The sequence below is a fragment of the Pseudomonas sp. SLFW genome (assembly GCF_009905615.1).
GTDB lineage: Bacteria > Pseudomonadota > Gammaproteobacteria > Pseudomonadales > Pseudomonadaceae > Aquipseudomonas > Aquipseudomonas bambusae.
Genome location: NZ_JAAAKW010000011.1, coordinates 47,267 through 64,171 on the forward strand (window position 1 = coordinate 47,267; position 16,905 = coordinate 64,171).

The 16,905-nt window shown below is 60.7% G+C and carries 20 protein-coding genes; 12 read left to right on the forward strand and 8 right to left on the reverse strand.

The window, feature by feature from the left end; genetic code table 11:
* Positions 1-15: 15 nt before the first annotated feature.
* Positions 16-735 (reverse strand): cysteine hydrolase, encoded by a 720-nt coding sequence (locus GVN17_RS19225; RefSeq protein ID WP_166596843.1) that lies wholly within the window; start codon positions 733-735, stop codon positions 16-18.
* A gap of 133 nt (positions 736-868) precedes the next feature.
* Here GVN17_RS19225 and GVN17_RS19230 point away from each other — a divergent pair, with 133 nt between their 5' ends.
* On the forward strand, positions 869-1,690 hold the full coding sequence (locus tag GVN17_RS19230) for an AraC family transcriptional regulator (RefSeq protein WP_166596844.1): 822 nt from the start codon (positions 869-871) through the stop codon (positions 1,688-1,690).
* A 6-nt stretch (positions 1,691-1,696) separates the two neighbouring features.
* Here GVN17_RS19230 and GVN17_RS19235 read toward each other — a convergent pair whose 3' ends face one another.
* Positions 1,697-3,226 (reverse strand): MFS transporter, encoded by a 1,530-nt coding sequence (locus GVN17_RS19235; protein WP_166596845.1) that lies wholly within the window; start codon positions 3,224-3,226, stop codon positions 1,697-1,699.
* Positions 3,227-3,437: 211 nt separating this feature from the next.
* Here GVN17_RS19235 and GVN17_RS19240 point away from each other — a divergent pair, with 211 nt between their 5' ends.
* Entirely contained in the window at positions 3,438-4,313 is an 876-nt protein-coding gene (locus tag GVN17_RS19240; protein ID WP_166596846.1) for a LysR family transcriptional regulator, read from the forward strand.
* A 7-nt stretch (positions 4,314-4,320) separates the two neighbouring features.
* Here the strand turns inward: GVN17_RS19240 and GVN17_RS19245 are convergent, their stop codons facing one another.
* On the reverse strand, positions 4,321-5,172 hold the full coding sequence (locus GVN17_RS19245) for an NmrA family NAD(P)-binding protein (protein WP_166596847.1): 852 nt from the start codon (positions 5,170-5,172) through the stop codon (positions 4,321-4,323).
* A gap of 115 nt (positions 5,173-5,287) precedes the next feature.
* Here GVN17_RS19245 and GVN17_RS19250 point away from each other — a divergent pair, with 115 nt between their 5' ends.
* Positions 5,288-6,193, forward strand: a complete 906-nt coding sequence (locus GVN17_RS19250) for a LysR family transcriptional regulator (protein WP_166596848.1) — start codon at positions 5,288-5,290, stop codon at positions 6,191-6,193.
* A 21-nt stretch (positions 6,194-6,214) separates the two neighbouring features.
* On the opposite strand, the gene GVN17_RS19255 is transcribed toward GVN17_RS19250, so the two are convergent.
* On the reverse strand, positions 6,215-8,035 hold the full coding sequence (locus GVN17_RS19255) for a monovalent cation:proton antiporter-2 (CPA2) family protein (protein WP_166596849.1): 1,821 nt from the start codon (positions 8,033-8,035) through the stop codon (positions 6,215-6,217).
* A 357-nt stretch (positions 8,036-8,392) separates the two neighbouring features.
* Between GVN17_RS19255 and GVN17_RS19260 the strand changes: the two genes are divergently transcribed.
* The 3 genes from GVN17_RS19260 to GVN17_RS19270 all read left to right on the forward strand — a co-directional run bounded on the left by GVN17_RS19260 (position 8,393) and on the right by GVN17_RS19270 (position 9,556).
* The gene (locus GVN17_RS19260; protein ID WP_166596850.1) at positions 8,393-8,581 is read left to right on the forward strand and encodes a hypothetical protein; all 189 of its coding nucleotides are present in this window, start codon (positions 8,393-8,395) and stop codon (positions 8,579-8,581) included.
* Positions 8,582-8,750: 169 nt separating this feature from the next.
* Positions 8,751-9,017, forward strand: coding sequence for a PepSY domain-containing protein (locus GVN17_RS19265; protein ID WP_166596851.1), 267 nt, complete (start codon positions 8,751-8,753; stop codon positions 9,015-9,017).
* A gap of 113 nt (positions 9,018-9,130) precedes the next feature.
* Complete coding sequence (locus tag GVN17_RS19270; protein WP_166596852.1) at positions 9,131-9,556, forward strand: N-acetyltransferase; 426 nt, start codon at positions 9,131-9,133, stop codon at positions 9,554-9,556.
* Positions 9,557-9,560: 4 nt separating this feature from the next.
* Here GVN17_RS19270 and GVN17_RS19275 read toward each other — a convergent pair whose 3' ends face one another.
* Positions 9,561-10,799, reverse strand: coding sequence for an FAD-binding oxidoreductase (locus GVN17_RS19275; protein WP_166596853.1), 1,239 nt, complete (start codon positions 10,797-10,799; stop codon positions 9,561-9,563).
* Positions 10,800-10,940: 141 nt separating this feature from the next.
* Between GVN17_RS19275 and GVN17_RS19280 the strand changes: the two genes are divergently transcribed.
* The 5 genes from GVN17_RS19280 (at position 10,941) to map (ending at position 14,173) form a co-directional block, all read left to right on the forward strand.
* The gene (locus GVN17_RS19280; protein WP_166596854.1) at positions 10,941-11,972 is read left to right on the forward strand and encodes an Ldh family oxidoreductase; all 1,032 of its coding nucleotides are present in this window, start codon (positions 10,941-10,943) and stop codon (positions 11,970-11,972) included.
* Positions 11,973-12,092: 120 nt separating this feature from the next.
* Positions 12,093-12,320 (forward strand): hypothetical protein, encoded by a 228-nt coding sequence (locus tag GVN17_RS19285; RefSeq protein ID WP_166596802.1) that lies wholly within the window; start codon positions 12,093-12,095, stop codon positions 12,318-12,320.
* Positions 12,321-12,710: 390 nt separating this feature from the next.
* Entirely contained in the window at positions 12,711-13,061 is a 351-nt protein-coding gene (locus GVN17_RS19290; protein WP_166596855.1) for a helix-turn-helix domain-containing protein, read from the forward strand.
* Between the two features lie 75 nt (positions 13,062-13,136).
* The gene (locus GVN17_RS19295; RefSeq protein ID WP_166596856.1) at positions 13,137-13,391 is read left to right on the forward strand and encodes a ParD-like family protein; all 255 of its coding nucleotides are present in this window, start codon (positions 13,137-13,139) and stop codon (positions 13,389-13,391) included.
* Entirely contained in the window at positions 13,388-14,173 is a 786-nt protein-coding gene (gene map / locus GVN17_RS19300; protein WP_166596857.1) for a type I methionyl aminopeptidase, read from the forward strand. Before GVN17_RS19295 ends, map begins: the two co-directional genes overlap by 4 nt.
* 179 nt (positions 14,174-14,352) lie before the next feature.
* Here the strand turns inward: map and GVN17_RS19305 are convergent, their stop codons facing one another.
* Together GVN17_RS19305 and GVN17_RS19310 are read right to left on the reverse strand one after the other, a co-directional pair.
* Positions 14,353-14,601: a hypothetical protein gene (locus GVN17_RS19305; RefSeq protein WP_166596858.1), complete on the reverse strand. Its 249-nt coding sequence runs from the start codon at positions 14,599-14,601 to the stop codon at positions 14,353-14,355.
* A gap of 82 nt (positions 14,602-14,683) precedes the next feature.
* Positions 14,684-14,908, reverse strand: coding sequence for a DUF6555 family protein (locus GVN17_RS19310; RefSeq protein ID WP_166596859.1), 225 nt, complete (start codon positions 14,906-14,908; stop codon positions 14,684-14,686).
* Between the two features lie 485 nt (positions 14,909-15,393).
* Here GVN17_RS19310 and GVN17_RS19315 point away from each other — a divergent pair, with 485 nt between their 5' ends.
* Positions 15,394-15,723: a hypothetical protein gene (locus GVN17_RS19315; protein WP_178115744.1), complete on the forward strand. Its 330-nt coding sequence runs from the start codon at positions 15,394-15,396 to the stop codon at positions 15,721-15,723.
* A gap of 55 nt (positions 15,724-15,778) precedes the next feature.
* Here GVN17_RS19315 and GVN17_RS19320 read toward each other — a convergent pair whose 3' ends face one another.
* Complete coding sequence (locus GVN17_RS19320) at positions 15,779-16,813, reverse strand: endonuclease/exonuclease/phosphatase family protein (RefSeq protein WP_166596860.1); 1,035 nt, start codon at positions 16,811-16,813, stop codon at positions 15,779-15,781.
* Positions 16,814-16,905: the final 92 nt, after the last annotated feature.

Consider the following 16,905-nt stretch of genomic DNA (forward strand, 5'->3'; position numbering starts at 1 on the left):
CGTGCCGCAGTGCGATCAGCGACCCTGCAACTGCTCCAACACCTGCGCCGTGGTCCACAACCCATGCGCAATGAACCGGTAATTGATCAACGCCGCCTGATACCCGTCACCCTCCGGCACCTGCGGCGCGGCCGTCGCGTCGCGCACCACGACCACTTCGAACCCTTGTTCCACCAGATCACGCAGGTGCGATTCGACGCACAAATTGGCCGCCATCCCCGCCAGAATCACCTGCGAGACCCCTTGTTTGCGCAGTTGCAGGGTCAGGTCGTTGGTCTGCGGGCCGTAGATTTTGTGCGGCGAGCAGATGATGGTTTTGCCGTCGAGGATGTACGGTTTGTACTGCGGCATGAAGTCGGCGCCGGAGCCGTCGAAGCCAGTCAGGTCCAGCGGCGAAGTCCGGTCGAACATGCCAACGTCGTGCATCATTTTTTCCAGCGGTCCGCCATGCTCCCAAGTGTGGTCACAGGGGTAGTAATAATGAGGGGAAATGACCACCGCAATCCCGGCCTGTTTGGACGCCGCGAATAACTGCTCCAGGTGGCCAACCACGCCATTCTCGGTGACGCTGTTGCCCACCAACGACCAGGTCACGCCTTTTTCGCTCAAGAAATCCACCTGCGGATCGATCACCACCAGCGCGGCACGCGTGAGGTCCAGGGAAAAGTCGACCTTCGGCAACACACCGTTTTCGGGGTCACGGTAGAGGGAATTGACGTTCGAATCAGTGCTCATTGTGAGGCTCCTCGGATTGGAATAACCTCTTGCGGTCGCCGCCGACCGGGGCGTCGCAAGTGAGGGTTATCCTCGTTCTTTACGTCGGAGGGGTTTTGTCCCGACGTCCGCGTTTTTTGCCTGAAGTGACTCAATGGACGCGCTATCCGAGTTTTTCGACCGAATCCACATGAACGGACGGCTGTTCTACGCCGGGACGGTGTTCGACACCCTCGACATCAACAGGCCCGACGGCACGGCGTTCATTCACATCGTCGAACGCGGCGACCTGGCGTTGATTCGTCCTGGCCACCCGCGCATCGCGCTGGACGGCCCCACCGTTCTCCTGTGCCCCAGCACCTGCCGTTACACGCTACAACCGACCACCGAGCAGGGCGCCGATATCCTCTGCGCGACCTTCGAGTTCGGCGTCAGCATGGGCCGCTCATTTCCGCTGGGCGTCACCGACACGCTGGTGTTTCCGTTCAAGGACATTGAGCCGCTGGTGCCAGTGATCACGGCGCTGTTGGCCGAATTTCGCGGCCAAGGTGCAGGGCATCGGAAAGGCCTGAGCGTGCTCTTCGAATACATCTTCATCGTGCTGGTGCGGCGGGCGATGGAGGACGGGATGATTGCGCGGGGCGGGTTGAGCGCGATCCTTGACCCGCATCTGGGTGCTGCGATCAACGCGATTCACCTGAGTCCGGAGCAGGACTGGAACCTCAAGCAACTGGCCGAGCTGGCGTGCATGTCCCGCAGCAAATTCTCGGCGCAGTTCCTCAAGGTGGTCGGCGTGTCACCTATCGCCTACCTCACGGCGTGGCGGATGAAGCTGGCGCGGGACCTGATGAAGCAAGGCGTGAAACTCAAGGTGATTGCCGCGTCGGTGGGCTACAGCTCCCAAGCGGCGCTCAGCAAAGCGTTCGTTCAGGAAATGGGCCTGCCGCCTGGTGAATGGCTCAAGCGGCAGGACTGAAGCGGATCAGGCGGGATTGAGTTGCAGGGCCGGGATGGGTTTGCGCATCAGGGTGCCCACCAACACCGCGCCCACCAGACCGATGCACCCGGCGACCCACAACACCGAGCCGAAGCCTGTCACGAACGCCTGCTGCGCCAAGGGTTGCACCACGGCGCGGGCGCCCGTGTCGACAGCCTGCAACGCGGCGCTCATGTCACCGGCCACTACGCGAGACGCGATGTATTCGGACTGGTCGAGCCATTCCGGCGCAAGGTTGCGCAGGCTCGGGTTCAACGTTTTCAAGGTATGGCTGGCGAGCAGCGCGCCGTAGACGCCCACCGCCAGCATGATCGCGCTGAACCGCATGGTGGTGCTCATGCCCGACGCCATGCCGGTGCGCTCCCGAGGCACGCAAGCCATGATGTTTTTCTGGGTGTCACCGTTCAGCAGTCCGGCGCCAGCGCCGGTCACCGCCATGGCCAGCGCGAAGGCCGGATAACCCCCCAGCGTGGTGGCCCAGGCGCACAGCAGGTTGCCGGTGCTGACCAGTGTCAGCCCCAACGCCATCATCGCGGCAGGCGACAGGTGCCGAGCCAGTTTTGGCCCCAATCGAGGGAGCAGCAGCATGGTGATCGCAAACGGCAACATGCCCAGGCCCGAGCTGATGGCGCTGAAACCGAGGCCGTTTTGCAGATAGAACGGCAGCAGCGTCATCATCACCTGAGCGCACCCGGCGTAGGCGAACATGCCCAGCAACGCGCCGATGAAGCGCGGGTGTCTGAACAACTGCAAATCCACCATGGGCCGACGCTGCAAGCGCTCCGCGACCACAAACAGGCCCAGTAACAATGCGCCCCCAGTCAGGCGGGCGAAGGTCAACGGGTTGTCCCAACCGATGCGGTTGGCTTCGATCAAACCCCAGATCAGGCTCAACAGGCTGGCACTGAAAAACAGGCTGCCGATGGGGTCCAGACGGGCCGACTGCTCATTACGCGACTCGCCGATGTTGCGCAACACCATCGCCAGCAACAGCAGACCGACCGGCAGGTTGAGGTAAAAAATCCAGCGCCAGCCCACCAGCTCCGCGATCAAACCGCCGACGGTGGGCGCAGCCGTCATCGCCACCCCCATGCACGCGCCCCAGAACGCCCAGGCCTTGGCCCGTTCCACTTCGTCGTGAAACACGTGGCCGATGGTGGCCAGTGCCGAGGTCAACAGCAGCGCGGCCCCCACGCCCTTGACCGCCCGGGCGATGTCGAGAAAGACGATGTTCGGCGCGGCGCCACATCCGACTGATGCGAGGATGAACAGCACCAAACCGGTGAGCAGCATTTTCTTGCGTCCGAAGCGGTCCGCCAGACTGCCTGCAGGCAGCAGCAACGCGGCGAACGCCAGCATGTAGGCGCTGACCACCCATTCAATGTCGGCGAACCCGGCGCCCAGGTCTCGGGCGATGCTCGGCAGGGTCACGGCGACGATGTTGGTATCGAGCACGATCAGCGAGCACACGCCGGAAGCGGTGAGCAGGGTCATGCGGGGGCTGGGATGAGGCATGGCAGCTCCAGTGTTAGGTTTTGACTAATGCTCAGTGAGCGACATTCGGGGCACGATCCGTATGTTTCTGACTGAGCGCGCCCCCATCTAGCGGAGAGGCCTGCTAGCGGCAGCGCAGATGCCGGGGGGCGGTGACATTCAGAATATCGCCGAAAGGCGTATGCTTCGTTACCTGCCTCCCACGAATCAATTACCTGCCAGGTAACGTGCCATGGAAATCCGTCATTTTCGCTACTTCCTCGCTGTTGCCCGGCACCGTCATTTCACCCGTGCCGCCGAGCAACTGGGCATCGCGCCGCCGACGTTGACGCGGCAGATTCAGGATCTCGAAAGCGCCTTGGGCACACGGTTGTTCGTCCGCGAGCAGCGGGAGGTTCGTCTGACCGACGCAGGCCGCGCCTTGCAGATCGAGGCCGAACTCGCAGTGCGTCAGTTCGAGACCGCGCAATACAACGTGCAGCGGGCCGGACGGGGCGAAGCGGGAAAGATCGAATTGGGGTACGTCGCTTCGGCCGTGTTTTCGGGCGTGTTGCAGCGTCAGGTGGGGGCGTTTCGCCAAGGGCATCCCGACGTCGAGTTCGCGATCACTGAACACCTGATGCCGGCGTTGCCGAGGATGATTGAAGAAGGGCGGCTGGACGTGGGCTTCATTCGTTCGCCCATGAACCTGCCGGAGTCGGTCAGCGCTGTGAAGCTTCTGACCGAAGGGTTTGCCCTGGCGCTGCCGAGCGGGTCATGGCTCAGCAAGCTCAAGCTGATCAACGCGATGCACCTGCAAAACGAGACGTTCATTCTGCCCGAGCAGATTTCCGGGACATTGGAAGTGGCGGCCCAAGGCGGCTTTGCGCCGACCCTGGGGCCTCAACCGGGCGGTCTGGTGTCCGTGGTCGCGCTGGTGAGCCTGGGGCAAGGCGTGGCGGTGGTCCCGGAATCGGTGGTCGATCACATCCAGTTGCCGAACGTGCTGTATCGACGCATCGAAGACTGTCAGCCCACCTCATACCTGTCGCTGATCCACCGCCGCTACGAAAAGGCACCCGCGGTCACGCGCTTCATCGAAAACGTGAAAAACTCGCGGGAGGCCTGATCGCCACTTAGCGCGCCAACAGCCCGGCCAGCACGGTTTTCAGCGTCACATGGCCCTTGCGTGGCAGCCCTTCGAAGCGAATCCAGCCTTCGTTGAAGCCGTCGAGCATCTGCATGCGCGGCAGGGGATTGCTCATGCCTTGCGAGGTAAACAGGTCATGCCAGGTGTCGCGGGGCACCGCCTGCATCGACACCGGCTTGCCCAGCAGTTCGCTAAAGGTGTCGGCGATCTGGTTCGGCGTGACGTGACTTTCAGCTTCCAGCTCGACGATGCGCTTGCCGAACCACTGTTCCTGCAACAGCTCGGCGGCAACACGTCCGACGTCCGCCGTGGCAATCATCGGCACCGGTTTGTCCAGCGGCTGCAAAAAGCTGGGAATCACACCGGTTTCTGTCGCAGGCGCCACGTCCCACAGGCAGTTTTCCATGAACCAGCCCGGACGCAGGAAGGTCACCGGGAGTTCGAGCGTGCTCAGGCTTTTCTCCAGCAGTTGCAGCTGATTCAGCAGATTGGGCTGCGTCGCCTGAGCGCCGATGGTGGAGATGCACACCACTTTGCCGGGGGCCGCCATGGTCAGTGCTTCGTGAAGGTTGGCGATGACCTTGCGGGTTTCCGGAAAGCCTTCGGTGGGCGAGAAGTTCGGCGGTAGCAGGATGAACACCGCGGTGCTGTTCTGAAAGGCAGTGGTCAACGCCGACACGTCGTCCACATCGGCGACCGCAACCTCGCATCCTTGATTCGCCCACACCTGACCTTTCTCCGCGCTGCGCACCACCGCACGCACCGGTTTGCCCGCTGCCAGGAGATTGCGCGCCACTTCACTGCCCACTTGCCCGGTCACACCCATGATCGTGTACATGAATCTGTTTCCTCATTCGGAGCGACCTGATGTCGCCGTTGCGAGAATTATCGCGTCGGGCGGTTTGATTCTCCGATAGCATGGGTGTCATTGCATCCATGCTGGAGAATCATTAATGAGTTTCGACGGACGTTTGGCCGGTGGCATGGGCGTGCTGTCGGCGGTGGTCGACAGCGGCAGCTTCGTCAAGGCCGCCGAAGCGCTGGACATGACCCAATCCGGTGTCAGTCGCGCAGTGGCCCGGTTGGAAGCGCGGCTGGGGATTCGGCTGTTCGACCGCACCACGCGCTCGGTCAAGCTGACCGATGAGGGCCGCCGACTTTACGAAGAGATTGCGCCGCTGCTGGCCGGGCTCGAAGAGGCGGCCACCCAGGCGTCCGGGAGCGCCACGGCCGTGCGCGGGCGTTTGCGGGTCAACGTCGATCCGTATTTCTCCCGGCTGATTCTGGCCCCGGCATTGGGCGACTTCATGGCCACCTATCCTGAGCTGGAACTGGACCTGGTGACCCGCGAGCAACTGGGCGATCTGATCGCGGACGGCGTCGACCTGGCCGTGCGTTTCGGGGAGCAGCCCTCGTCATCGCTGATCGGTCGCCAATTGCTGAAAACGAGGGTGTTGACCGTCGCCTCCCCGGCGTATCTGAAAAAGCACGGCACGCCGCAGCACCCGATCGATCTGCAGAGCCCTGAACACGTGTGCATCGATTTTCGCGACTCGCACACCGGGCGTCCGTTTCCGTGGGAATTTCATCGGGGTGATGAGCGATTGTTCGTCAACACGCGTGGGCGGTTGATGGTCAACGACGTGGGAACGATGCATCGCATCTGCGAGGAAGGGCAGGCGGTGGCGCAAGTGTTGGCGTTGGGCGTGGAACCGGCGCTTCGGGAGGGGCGACTGGTGGAGCTGTTTCCCGACTGGCCGGACGAGTATTTCCCGCTGTATGCGTTGTACCCGTCCCGCCATCTGCCACCGGCCAAGGTGCGCGCCTTTCTGGAGTTCGTCGTCGCGCTGAGCCGTTAGCCGACTCAGCGCAGGACGAAGTCAGGGTTTGCTGGCCGCCAGTTCGGCTTCTTCGTCCATGCGGTCGGACTCGAACAGCTCGGCCAGTTCGGTTCGGGCTTCCAGTGCGCTTTGCATGACCTTCGCCGCATCGTCGTAGATCAGGTGCTGACGGTTGAGCACCTGTTCGTCATGACGCTTGAAGCGATTGATGCGCGCCGCCGCCTGCGCCTCGGTCAAGCCCAGGCCAATCAGGGTGCGGCGAGTCATCTCCAGACTGGAATAGAAGGTTTCCCGAACCGCCTGCGCGTCGAGGTCCAACAGGCGATGCACGTGCTGCCGGTTACGGGCCCGGGCGATGATTTTCAGGTGCGGGTACAGCTTGCGCACCAGCTCGGCGGTCTTGATGTTGGTGTCCGGGTCGTCGGTGGCGATCACGAAGTATTCCGCCTGATCCACTTTGGCCGCGCGGAGGATTTCCGGACGCAGCGGGTCGCCGTAAAACACCGGGACATTGCCGAAGCTGCGGGTGAACTCGATCGTCTCCACCGAAGTGTCCAGCGCAATGAAAGGGATTTTCTGCGCCCGCAGGATACGCGCCACGATCTGCCCCATCCGGCCCATGCCCGCGATCACGACGCGAGGGTTGTCCGAATCGATGTCCCTGTATTCATCAGGCACTTCCTTGACCACCGCTTTGGGTTTGAGCCAGCGTGACATCACCAGCAATAGCGGCGGGGTGAGGGCCATGGAGAGGGTGATGGTCAGCACCAGCGTGTCGTACAGCGTGGCATCGAACAGGCCTTGGTCGCGGCCAATCTTGAACACCACGAAGGCGAATTCCCCGCCCGCCGCCAACACCAGCCCCAGGCGCAAGGCGCTCTGTTTGCCGAGGCCCCCGGCGAACCGGCCAACGAAGAACAGCAGCGGCAGCTTCAGCCCGATCAGCAGAACGGTCAGGGCCAGCACGGTGATTGGCGAACTCAGCAACAGACCCAGGTTGGCCCCCATGCCGACGCTGATGAAGAACAGGCCCAGCAACAGGCCTTTGAACGGCTCGATCTGCGATTCCAGCTCGTGGCGGTATTCCGAATCCGCCAGCAGCAGACCGGCGAGAAACGCGCCCAGCGCCATCGAGACGCCGACCAGGTCCATCAAATAGGCCGTGCCGATCACCACCAGCAACGCGGTGGCCGTGGACACTTCCTGCAGCTTGGTCTTGGCGACAATGCGGAACACCGGCCGCAGCAAATACCGCCCGCCGACCACGACCACGGCAATGCCGCCCAGCACCTGCAAACCATGACGCAGGGAATCGCCGGACGACGCTTCGTGATCGCCGCCCGCCAGCATCGGCACCAATGCGATCAGCGGGATGGCCGCGATGTCCTGGAACAGCAGAATCGCGAAGGCCAGGCGGCCGTGGGGCGCGTTCAGCTCTTTGCGTTCGGCCAGGCTCTGCAGGCCAAAGGCCGTGGACGACAGGGCCAGACCCAAGCCGAGGACCACGGCGCTGTTCAGCGGCTGGCCGAATCCCAGCAGCGCCACAGTGCCGATCACCAGACCCGTGAGCAGCACTTGCGCCAGACCCACGCCGAACACTGATTTGCGCATCACCCATAACCGTTTGGGCGACAGCTCAAGGCCGATGATGAACAGCAGCAGGACCACGCCCAGCTCGGAAATATGCGCCACGCTCTGCGGGTTGCCGATCAGGCCCAGACCCGACGGGCCGATGATCACGCCAGCGATCAGGTAACCGATCACCGCGCCCAGTTGCAGGCGCTTGGCCAGGGGGACGGTCAGAACGGCGGCGAGCAGAAACACGACTGCGGCCTGCAACAGGCTGCCTTCATGGGGCATTGGGGACTCCTTTCAACGACGAGGAAATGCGAACAGCGAACCAGACTGTGTAAAAACTACTGCGCTCGATGATGCTGCGTTAAAAACAGGCGAAAAATGCTCATTTAGAACACCTAGACTCCGCTTTTTCGCCTGTTTTTGCCTTGCCTCATCTTCGCTCGTGACGTTTTTACACACTCTGGAACGTAAACTGCCGGTATTAAACCACGGCAAAGTGACAGGGTTCAGTCACCGAGACGCTTCGCCGCAGTATCAAAGGCGCAGGCCCAGGGTGCTATCACCTTTGTGACGGCGTAAGATGTCGGGCGCGTTTGCGGCAGTGCAAACGATCTAGACCCGTTTTCAGGAACCTCCGTAATGACCAACAAACAGCGTCTGATTTATTCGATCCTCATCGCCTTGAGTGTGCTGGTGATCATGCTCGGCCTGTCGCACCTGCAAACCATTGGCGTGCTCGACGAGAAAAAATTCCAGTACATTGCCATTTTTGTCGCCGTGGTGGTCGTGGTGCTGAACGGCATTCTGCGTCGCAAGGTCAAGCGCTGATTGATGTGGCTTCCTGCAACACCGGCTTCCCGGCGGTCGTCATCCCAGGATGATGTTCGCCGGTCGCCGTGCAGCACCCCGTTACAAAACCTCGCCTGAACCATCCGTCTTTCGACCGACTCCAACCCCCTGCACGTCAATAGCCCGCAAAGGGAAATGGAGTTCAAAAATGATCAAGACACTTACCGCTGCCGTCCTCGCCACCGCCGCTCTGGCCACTGCCCCGTTCGCCCTCGCGGACAAGCCTGGCCCAGGCTGGATCACCATCGAGAAGGCCATCGAAAAGGCGAAGTCGTCCGGTTACACGGAGATTTACAAGATCGAGGCCGATGACAAAGGGTACTGGGAAGGTGAAGGCCGCAAGGCCGATAGCCTGACGTACGAATTCCGCATCGACGGCACCTCCGGCAACATCCTCCGCGATCAGAAAGACTGATCCCGTCCACCCGGGAGCCCCATTCGGCGGCTCCCTCTGTTTGCCGCCGCTTTACTCATTCCGCCAAATCCAACACCCTTGCGTTCCTTTTCCATGTCAGCAGGAAGCGACGCATGAGCGTGCGAATCGAATTCAAGAGCAACCCCAGCGAAGACGAACGTCTGCAGATACTCGAACCCCTCAAGGCCTACAACGCGGCGAAAGCGGGGGATGGCCTGTCGGAAAAGTTCGCGTTCTTTGTCAGGGATGAAACCACCGACGCAGTGATCGGCGGGCTTCACGGCCGGGTTCTCTATCGCTGGTGCTTCATCGAACTGCTGGTCGTGCCCGAGCAGGCCCGTGGGCAGCGGATGGGCAGCCGGTTGATGGAAATGGCCGAAGACTTTGCCCGTGAGCGCAACTGCGTGGGCGTCTGGCTGGACACCTTCGACTTTCAGGCCCCCGAGTTCTATCGCAAACACGGCTACGCCTCGTTCGGCCAGCTCGACGATTACCCGCCAGGGCACCAGCGCCTGTTCTTCCAGAAGCGGCTGAGCTGAACCGTTACCGAAAGCGCGCGGGGCTGTAAGGGGCCGGGTCAGTGAACGTCGGTGCGCCGGTCATCATCTCGGCCAGCAGGCGTCCGGTGACCGGTCCCAGCGTCAGCCCGTGATGGGCGTGACCGAAGTTGAACCACAGCCCCGTGTGACGAGGGGCCGGGCCGATTACCGGGCGCATGTCTGGCAGGCAAGGCCTGCGCCCCAGCCACGGTTCGGCATCCAGCCGTTCACCCAGCGGATAGAGCGTACGGGCAATGGCTTCGCAGCGACGCAACTGGATTTCATTGGGCGGTGCATCGCTGGCGTCGAACTCGACGCCCGTTGTCAGGCGGATTCCTCTCGCCATCGGCGCCAGCACGAAACCCGCCTGAGCATCGATCACCGAATGTCGCAGCTCGGCGCCCGGCAGCGATGCGTAATGCATGTGGTAGCCGCGCTTGATGGCCAGGGGGATGCGGTAACCCAGCGTCGAGAAGACCTCGGCGGATTGCGGCCCCATCGCCACCACCACGTTGCTGGCACTGATTCGGCCCTCCGCACTGTCGACCTCCCAACCAGCGCCCTGTTGCTTCAAGGTCCTTGCATCCCCCTTGAGCACCACGCCGCCGCGCTGGGCAAACAGCGCCGCGTATCCCTGCACGAGTGCACCAGGATCGGTCACGCTCTTCGGATCGTGCCAATGAATGCCGCCGACAACGCCGTTCAGGTCCGGCTCGCGGTCGCGCAGTTGGCTGGCGTCGAGAATCTCAAAGCGCAGTCCGTATTGCTCGTAGGATCGGGCGTCAGCGGATGCCAGATCGAACTCCTTCTGATCGCGGTAAAACTCGATCCAGCCCTTGGCGCGCATCAAGCCGGTCATGCCCGACGCCTCCGCCAACAGGTCATGCTCGGTGACGCAACGTTCGATAAGCGGTTGCATGGCCTGGCTGGCACGGGCCAGGTTTTCCGGCGAGGACTGCCGCCAGTACTCAAGCAGCCACGGCGACAGGCGAGGCAGAAACACCGGGTTGAAGCGCATCGACGATTGCCGGTTGAGGCCATAGCGAACCAGACTCGTCCACTCGCGGGGGAAGGCGTAGGGAATGATGCTGGAGCGTTCGATCAGCCCTGCGTTGCCGTGACTGGTCCCGGTGCCAGGGTCATTGCGATCAAGCAACACGACGCTCTGGCCTGCGGCTTGCAGGTGCAGGGCGGAACACACGCCGACGATGCCGGCGCCGAGAACGAGGGTCTGACACTCCATGGAATGATCCTTGATCAGTTGAAGCGAACGAGGGGGAAGATGCAGGTGCGCAGTTTACCCGGTTGCTCGCCCACAGTACTCTCAGGCGCTGATCTACGTTCTGTTCGGCTTCCACTTCCGATAATCACACCGGAGCTTCAGATGTCCTCACCCCGCGACGCGGTTGACACCCAGACGATTTCCTACAGCGACCTGACCGAACTCCTGCGCCAGATATTTCTGCGCCATGGCACTTCGGCAGACGTAGCGCGCGTGCTGGCGGAAAACTGCGCCAGCGCCGAGCGCGACGGGTCGCACAGTCACGGCATCTTCCGCATCAAAGGCTACTTGTCATCCCTCGCAGCCGGTTGGGTCGATGGTCAGGCAGTGCCGAACGTCGAGGATGTTGGCGCGGGATTCGTTCGGGTGGATGCCGGTGGCGGTTTCGCACAGCCCGCCATGCAAGCCGCCAAGGCGCTGCTGATCGAAAAGGCGCGCACGGCCGGGATCGCGATTCTGGCGATCCGCAACTCCCACCATTTTGCGGCGCTCTGGCCCGACGTCGAGCCTTTCGCCCAAGAAGGGCTGGTGGCGTTGAGCGTGGTCAACAGCATGACCTGCGTGGTGCCCCATGATGCGCAAAAGCCGCTCTTCGGCACCAACCCGATTGCCTTCGCGGCGCCGCGTGCCGGGGGGCAGCCGATTGTGTTCGACATGGCCACCAGCGCCATTGCCCACGGTGACGTGCAGATCGCCGCAAGGGAAGGGCGCCTGTTGCCACCGGGCATGGGCGTTGATCGCGCCGGTGAACCGACCGAAGACCCCAAGGCGATTCTCGACGGCGGCGCGCTGCTGCCCTTTGGGGGTTACAAGGGTTCGGCGCTGTCCATGATGGTGGAACTGCTGTCAGCGGCGCTCACGGGGGGCAATTTTTCTTTCGAGTTTGACATGTCCACAAAGCCGGGCGCCCAGACGCCGTGGACTGGGCAAACCGTCATCGTCATCGACCCTGACAAGGGCAGCGGACAGGCCTTCGCGCAACGCAGCGAAGAGCTGGTGAGACAGATGTATGGGGTGGGGCAGCGGCGCATGCCGGGGGATCGCCGTTATCAGCAGCGGGAAATATCGCTCGCGGAAGGCATCGTTCTCGCGGCCGAAGATCTCCAGCGTCTCAAGGGACTCGCCGGGGTCTGACCGTTTCGCGTCAACGCGCGGTTCGTTTCAAAGACGACCGCTCGTCGAATCAAGGCTTGCGTTTGGTTGCCCAAGAAAATACTGTATATCCACACAGTGTTTAGTGAAGAGGGATCGACCATGCAAATGAATCAAGCCGAAACCACCCTGGCTTTCCCGGCCAAGGCCCAACCCTCTCAGGTGCGCGAAGCGTCGTTCAGCAGCGTTTGGGGCAACGAGATGCAGCGTGAGGATTTTCTGGCGCTGGCGGCAGGGGTCCGCCAGTTCAGCATTGGCCTGGAGCAGATGGGCTTTGCGACAGGCCCGTTGTCCTACTCAGGTGAACAGGCGCATTGTGCCGTGGAGTGAGCATTCGCCTCGAGCGCTGCGTGACGCAGAACGAAGGACGGCTTAGCGGTCGTAGGACACAGGCGTAGCGACAGGAACAGGCTCGGTGGCGCGCGCGTCATCGACTTCGGGCTGGCGCTTCTTGCCCGCTCTGATGAGACCGACTGCGATCACCGTTCCCACGACTGAAACGGCACACCAACCCAGTAAAAATGTAATCACGTCTGGTACTCCGAACTGCAAGAATCGGGTTGCCACATCAATGACAAGCTGTCCATCCGAGTTATCGGCCGCGTCGAGCGTTTCCTTGAGCCGAAAAGCGCGAAGCTTGAACAATTGTCGGGTGATTCGCAACTCCCCTCGACCAATGGGGTCTTGGTTTAGACACAGTCACATACGAGGCCCGCGTTTATGAAAGATCTTGGTTCACGCCTGAAAGAAGAACGCAAACGCCTCGGACTTTCGCAACAGGAATTCGGCACCGTCGGGGGCGTTGAAGCCAATGCTCAAGGGAAATACGAGAGCGGAGAGCGCATTCCCCGGTCCGACTACCTGGCTGCGCTGGATAAAAAGGGCGTTGACGTACTTTACGTTCTTTCCGGCAAGCGTACGCCCATGGCGGCTGAATCGTTGAATGACGCCGAGCGCGCGATCATCACTCACTACCGCGCTCTGAGCGAGGACGATCAGGAGGCCATTTCTCAGCTGGCGACGTCGCTCTCGGAATGTGCGATGGATGCGGCTGCCCAAGCGTCGGCGTAATGCGAGAACAGTTCTGCGGCTTGCGTGAAAATATATGAAACATATATGCTTCGTATATCGAACGCGAGGTAAGTCATGGGACTGGTCAAGATTTCCGAACAGATGCACGCCAATATTCGCTCGGCCAGCGCCGCGCTAAGCCGCTCAATCAATGCCCAGGCCGAGCACTGGATGCGGGTCGGCATGCTCGCTGAGCTCAATCCGGGGCTGAACTACTCCGATATCTGTCAATTGCTGATCCGCGCCGAGGTCTCCGGAAATACCTTATTGGGTGCCTTGCCTGATGAAAATGCAGCCGCAGAGACTCAGGTCAGGGTGGTGTCGCAATGAGCGTGAGTATCAAGACCGAAGCCGATCTGGTCGGACTGCGCATTGCAGGTCGTCTCGCCGCAGACGTGCTCGCCATGATCGGTCAGCACGTCAAACCCGGTATCAGCACCGAAGCGCTGGACGACATCTGCAACGATTTCATCGTCAATGAACTGAAAGTCATCCCGGCCAATGTGGGTTACCACGGTTTCACCAAGACCACCTGTATCTCGCCCAACACGGTGGTTTGTCACGGCATCCCATCAGCAGACGACATCCTCAAGGAAGGCGATATCGTCAATATTGACGTGGCGGTCATCAAGGATGGCTGGTACGGCGACACCAGCCGGATGTATTACGTGGGTGAAGTCAGCCCGCTGGCGAAACATCTGGTCGAAACCACCTACGAAGCGACGTTGGCGGGTATTCACGCGGTGAAACCGGGCGCGACGCTGGGCGATATCGGCCACGCCATTCAAACCGTTGCCCACCGTGAGGGATTCAGCGTCGTGAGGGAGTATTGCGGCCATGGCATCGGCCGTAAGTACCACGAAGAGCCTCAGGTCTTGCACTATGGCGCAGCAGGCAAAGGGCTCAAGCTCAAACCGGGCATGGTCTTTACCATCGAGCCCATGATCAACGCCGGCAAGCCGGGCACCCATGTGTTGAGCGACGGTTGGACCGTGTTGACCCGTGATCAGTCGCTGTCCGCACAGTGGGAGCACATGGTGGCGGTCACTGAAACGGGTTTTGAGTTGCTGACGCCCTGGCCGGACGGCACGGGCGATTATCAAGCGGTTTGATGCGGCTTGTTCGACTAATTAAGTCACAATTGTCTGAGTGACTGAAAACAGACGCAGCTTGTAGGATTCTTCTCGTTCCCCTGTAGTGCTGCTGCCCGACCGGCTCATGGATGATCGGGTCTGCAGCACTTGGGGAGAACACCAGCATTCCCCCCTTTTCGATACCGACGGTATTCAGGTCAAAGCTGCTTGGCGGCTTCTACGCCAGCGGAACTCAACTTCACCGGGTAATTGAGCGTTCGCTCACCTTTTGCCGGGCTGTCGACACAGCCGTGGTGAATCAAGCCGGCTTTCTGCAAATGCTCAAGGGTATCCGCAACCGCGTTTTCCCCTCGATAGTTGTCCAGAACTTCTTTCCCCAAACCCGCAGGGTGGGCGTGCAAGAGTCGAGTCAGAACCTCGTGTTTAAGCGCGTTATCAATGGACATATTTACCTCGCGTTGCTGATTTAATGAGCGCTGCAGTAAATACCGACCACTTGATTCGCGGTTTGTTTGGAGATTTGTGGCGTCAGGTTCGCTTCCACTGAACCTGAGTCACGCCCAGCCCTTCGGCATAGAGCATGGCCAAACGCATGGGGCCCGCAGCGACACCGCCATCCAGATTGCCCACACCCGCGTGCAAGGTCGCAAAGTGCAACGCCTCGCTTTCACACAAGTGACTGGCATGGTGGCAGAAGTGCCGGGGTTCGCCTCGGAAACGGTAATGAATTTCAAAATCCCTGGAATCATTCATCGTCATGGGCCTGTTGGGCGTCGAGTACGCCGGTCTGAAATTGAGTACGTCCTTATGTACCTGACAGGGTGTCCGCGGAATGCATCAGCGGTGCTGTCACTTCATTTCGAGATCGATACAGGCTGCAAAAAAACAGGATTCCGGCCATGGATCGTAATGCGTGTTCTCTGCCTGAGACGAGTAGCCTTCTGCAGCTGCGAATGGCTACCGACCGAGAGAGAATTGCATTGTTTCATGGCATTTTGAATCGCTCGCCGATAAGCGGCCATGTGCCATATCTGTTTGAGTGTCCATGTGCCCTTGATGCGATGCATGGCCTCAAATCCATGCGCTTTTGGGTGTACGAAGAGCGACAGTGACCCGGTGGGCAGCGACCGTAGAGCCAACAGAAGCCTTCCCGCATAAAAAAGGCAATCTGATGGCCCGCAGGGCGTGGGTTTTCTGGAAAAATCCTTTTCTTTCAAGTGATTCCGGGACGAGGGCGTATGCGAAAGATGGGACTGGGCGTGACGGCCTTTGTTTTGATGATGGCGGCACTCCCTGTACAAGCGCGTACTGTCAGTAAGCAGGACGTACAAGTATGTAAATGGGGAGCGGGTATGGCTGGCGTCGCGCAGCAATCGAAGCTGTCCGGGAAGACTTTATACAGCCAGCGCCGGAAGCTTCAGGCACAGAAGTTTTCTCAACCCTGGATGCGCAAAATGGCGCTAGGCATCACCGAACAGACGTATAAGAGTCCATCGCGATTGAAACCGGCAGCCGTCAAGCAAACGTATTATGACGGCTGCATCCAGCACGATCTGGCACGTCGATAAGCCAGGCCAGGGGCGCCACCTGATATCAGGCGCGCCCTTCACGACGAGGTGTCTATCAGCGGCAGTTGCCCGCCAAATGATAATGCTGGGCTTCAGCAGCGGCGGCGTTGGCGAAGTCGATACGGTTCTTCTCTGAAACCGAGTTGTATGACGGGCAGTCCGGGCGATGGTAGATCATGGTTTTTTTGTTCCCGCGAATCGCCACGGTCAAGTTTTTTCCGCTGGAATCCGGCGACGCCGGTTTCATCGGGTTCGGCAAGGATGAGCTCGGCGCCGCAGATGCTGCCACCTGACGGCCCCCCGTGAAGCTGGCGCGGAAGAAGATCGGGGCATGGTCCGACACGCTGTCACGGCCTTTTGCGTTGGTCATCCCCAGGTACTCTGGATATTTGAAGACTTTGATCTCGCTGGCCTTGATCGCGGATTGCCTGCTCACGAAGACGTTGTCGTAAAGGTTCGCGAATTTGCCGTCGGTGGTGGACAGCGTTGAGGCACCCTCCAGCATTAATGGCTTCGCGCTGGCGTCCAGGTTGCTCCAGGCCGGTGCGTTCGGCGGCGTGTTGAAGTCGCCCATCAACATGATTTGGTTGTTGCCAGGGTACGTGTCTTTCAACCACGCCCAGTAGCTGGACAGCGCGGTGATTTCCGAAGCGCGGTCAGCCTGATTCTTGCCGTAGAGAATGTGCACCGTGGCGACCACAAAGGTCGTGTCGTCCTTGAGCGATCGGAAGCGGGCGGAGTAGGGCTCGCGTTCGAAGGTGTCGCCGCGATCCAGATAAGTCACTGCGCCGTCTTCGTAGGCCACGATGTCATCACGCCAGACGAAACCGTACATTTCCTTGTAGGTCGATCGACCCACCGCGTGTGACGCCATCGCGCTCCAGTGTTTACCCGTCTGCCGGGTCAGTTCCTTGGCGAGGGTGTTCAGTGCGTCTTCGTTCATGAGTTCTTGCACCGCAAGAAAGTCCACGTTTTTCGCGACTTTAGCGATGCTCTGGAAATCCTTGTTGGGCCGCACACTCAGGTGCTCCAGGTTCCAGGTGCCGATGTTGACGTCGGCGAGTGCGGTTTGCAGGGAGGAGATAAGCAAGAGGCATGACACGAAAAGTCTGAGCATTGAATCCAACTACGGGCTGATTAGCGCGGGGCGAGGCACAGTTGTGACTCGCCGATAGGGCGGGT

Bases quoted from the DNA above. Each gene is read 5' to 3' on its own strand.
- GVN17_RS19225 (WP_166596843.1), bottom strand. From the start codon at position 735: ATGAGCACTGATTCGAACGTCAATTCCCTCTACCGTGACCCCGAAAAC.
- GVN17_RS19230 (WP_166596844.1), top strand. From the start codon at position 869: ATGGACGCGCTATCCGAGTTTTTCGACCGAATCCACATGAACGGACGG.
- GVN17_RS19235 (WP_166596845.1), bottom strand. From the start codon at position 3,226: ATGCCTCATCCCAGCCCCCGCATGACCCTGCTCACCGCTTCCGGCGTG.
- GVN17_RS19240 (WP_166596846.1), top strand. From the start codon at position 3,438: ATGGAAATCCGTCATTTTCGCTACTTCCTCGCTGTTGCCCGGCACCGT.
- GVN17_RS19245 (WP_166596847.1), bottom strand. From the start codon at position 5,172: ATGTACACGATCATGGGTGTGACCGGGCAAGTGGGCAGTGAAGTGGCG.
- GVN17_RS19250 (WP_166596848.1), top strand. From the start codon at position 5,288: ATGAGTTTCGACGGACGTTTGGCCGGTGGCATGGGCGTGCTGTCGGCG.
- GVN17_RS19255 (WP_166596849.1), bottom strand. From the start codon at position 8,035: ATGCCCCATGAAGGCAGCCTGTTGCAGGCCGCAGTCGTGTTTCTGCTC.
- GVN17_RS19260 (WP_166596850.1), top strand. From the start codon at position 8,393: ATGACCAACAAACAGCGTCTGATTTATTCGATCCTCATCGCCTTGAGT.
- GVN17_RS19265 (WP_166596851.1), top strand. From the start codon at position 8,751: ATGATCAAGACACTTACCGCTGCCGTCCTCGCCACCGCCGCTCTGGCC.
- GVN17_RS19270 (WP_166596852.1), top strand. From the start codon at position 9,131: ATGAGCGTGCGAATCGAATTCAAGAGCAACCCCAGCGAAGACGAACGT.
- GVN17_RS19275 (WP_166596853.1), bottom strand. From the start codon at position 10,799: ATGGAGTGTCAGACCCTCGTTCTCGGCGCCGGCATCGTCGGCGTGTGT.
- GVN17_RS19280 (WP_166596854.1), top strand. From the start codon at position 10,941: ATGTCCTCACCCCGCGACGCGGTTGACACCCAGACGATTTCCTACAGC.
- GVN17_RS19285 (WP_166596802.1), top strand. From the start codon at position 12,093: ATGCAAATGAATCAAGCCGAAACCACCCTGGCTTTCCCGGCCAAGGCC.
- GVN17_RS19290 (WP_166596855.1), top strand. From the start codon at position 12,711: ATGAAAGATCTTGGTTCACGCCTGAAAGAAGAACGCAAACGCCTCGGA.
- GVN17_RS19295 (WP_166596856.1), top strand. From the start codon at position 13,137: ATGGGACTGGTCAAGATTTCCGAACAGATGCACGCCAATATTCGCTCG.
- map (WP_166596857.1), top strand. From the start codon at position 13,388: ATGAGCGTGAGTATCAAGACCGAAGCCGATCTGGTCGGACTGCGCATT.
- GVN17_RS19305 (WP_166596858.1), bottom strand. From the start codon at position 14,601: ATGTCCATTGATAACGCGCTTAAACACGAGGTTCTGACTCGACTCTTG.
- GVN17_RS19310 (WP_166596859.1), bottom strand. From the start codon at position 14,908: ATGAATGATTCCAGGGATTTTGAAATTCATTACCGTTTCCGAGGCGAA.
- GVN17_RS19315 (WP_178115744.1), top strand. From the start codon at position 15,394: ATGCGAAAGATGGGACTGGGCGTGACGGCCTTTGTTTTGATGATGGCG.